Source organism: Streptomyces gottesmaniae (assembly GCF_031845845.1).
Taxonomy (GTDB): domain Bacteria; phylum Actinomycetota; class Actinomycetes; order Streptomycetales; family Streptomycetaceae; genus Streptomyces; species Streptomyces akebiae.
Map to the genome: position 1 here is coordinate 1 of NZ_JAVRFJ010000088.1, position 1,863 is coordinate 1,863.

General features: G+C 69.2%; 1 protein-coding gene. It reads left to right on the forward strand.

What is annotated here, in order from left to right; genetic code table 11:
- The coding region (locus tag RM704_RS44485) for a type I polyketide synthase (protein WP_311593547.1) at nt 1–1,863 on the forward strand (1,863 nt) is incomplete at both ends.

Sequence of the window (1,863 nt, forward strand, 5' to 3'; positions counted from 1 at the left end):
GGGGACGGTGGGTGGTGCGGGGCAGGGTAATTACGCGGCGGCGAATGCGTATCTGGACGGGTTGGCGGAGTATCGGCGGGGGTTGGGGCTGCCTGCGACCTCCCTGGCCTGGGGACTCTGGGACGAGTCGACAGGAATGGGCAGCCGGCTCAGCACCGCCGACCTGGAACGCATGGACCGTACGGGCATCCGTACGCTCTCCGTCGAGGACGGGCTGGCCCTGTTCGACGCCGCTGTCGCGTCCGGCCGATCGACGGTCGTACCCGCCCGCTTCGACATCTCCGCTCTGCGCGAGCAGGGCGACACCCTCTCGCCCCTCTTCCGCGAACTGACCGGCCCTCGCCGTCGTCGCTCGGCGGCGGTCACGGCACAGAACGTCGCTTCTGCCACGGAGAATGCCTTGGCGGACCAGTTGGTGGGGCTGTCGGCGGAGGAGCGTCGGGCCCTGGTGCTGGGTGTGGTCCGGACGCAGGTGGCGCAGGTGCTGGGGTACACGTCGGCGGATCTGGTCGAGCCGGCGCGCGCGTTCCAGGACCTGGGCTTCGATTCACTGACGGCCGTGGAACTGCGCAATGGTCTCAGTGCCGTGGCGGGGGTGCGGTTGCCGGCGACGCTCGTCTTCGACTATCCGTCCTCCGACGACCTGGCTGACTTCCTCCTCGCCGAGGTCTCGGGCGAGATACCGGCTGCCGCCGCGGCCCTCCCCGCGGTGGGCAGCGTCGCCGACGACGATCCCGTCGTGATCGTCGGCATGGCGTGCCGCTACCCAGGCGGAGTCGCGTCGCCGGACGATCTCTGGCAACTCGTGGCGGAGGGCAGGGACGCGATCTCGGAGTTCCCGACCGACCGCGGGTGGGATCTGGACGCGATCTACCACCCCGACCCCCAACACGCCGGCACGAGCTACACCCGTGAGGGCGGATTCATTTACAACGCGGGCGAATTCGACGCCGCGTTCTTCGGAATCTCCCCCCGCGAGGCCACCGAGACCGACCCCCAGCAGCGGTTGTTGTTGGAGACGGCCTGGGAGGCGTTCGAGCAGGCGGGCATCGTTCCCGCCGACCTCAAGGGCAGCCAGACCGGCGTCTTCGCCGGCGTCATGTACCACGACTACGCGGGCAACATCGGGTCCGGCAGCATCGTCACGGGCCGCGTGGCCTACACCCTCGGTCTCGAAGGCCCCGCCGTCTCGATCGACACGGCCTGTTCGTCGTCCCTCGTGGCCATCCACCTCGCCGCACAGTCCCTGCGCCAGGGCGAGTGCTCGATGGCCGTCGCCGGCGGCGTGGCCGTCATGGCTACCCCCGAGTCGTTCATCGAGTTCAGTCGCCAGCGGGCTCTGTCCCCGGACGGGCGCTGCAAGGCGTTCTCGGCGGACGCCGACGGCACTGGGTGGGGTGAGGGCGTGGGTGTCCTCGTTCTGGAGCGGTTGTCGGATGCGCGGCGCAATGGTCACCAGGTGCTCGCGGTCATCAAGGGTTCTGCGCTTAACCAGGACGGTGCGAGCAATGGTCTGACGGCGCCCAATGGTCCGTCGCAGCAGCGGGTGATCCGTCAGGCGCTGGCGAACGCGGGTCTGAGTGCCGCCGAGGTGGACGCGGTGGAGGCCCACGGTACGGGCACGACGCTCGGTGACCCGATCGAGGCCCAGGCGCTCCTCGCCACCTACGGCCAAGGGCGTGACGAGGATCGGCCTCTGTGGCTCGGATCCTCGAAATCCAACATCGGACACACCAAGGCTGCTGCGGGTGTGGCGGGTGTGATCAAGATGGTGATGGCGATGCGGGCGGGGGTGTTGCCGAGGACGTTGCATGTGGGTGAGCCGTCGCCGCATGTGGATTGGTCTGCGGGTGCGGTGGAGCT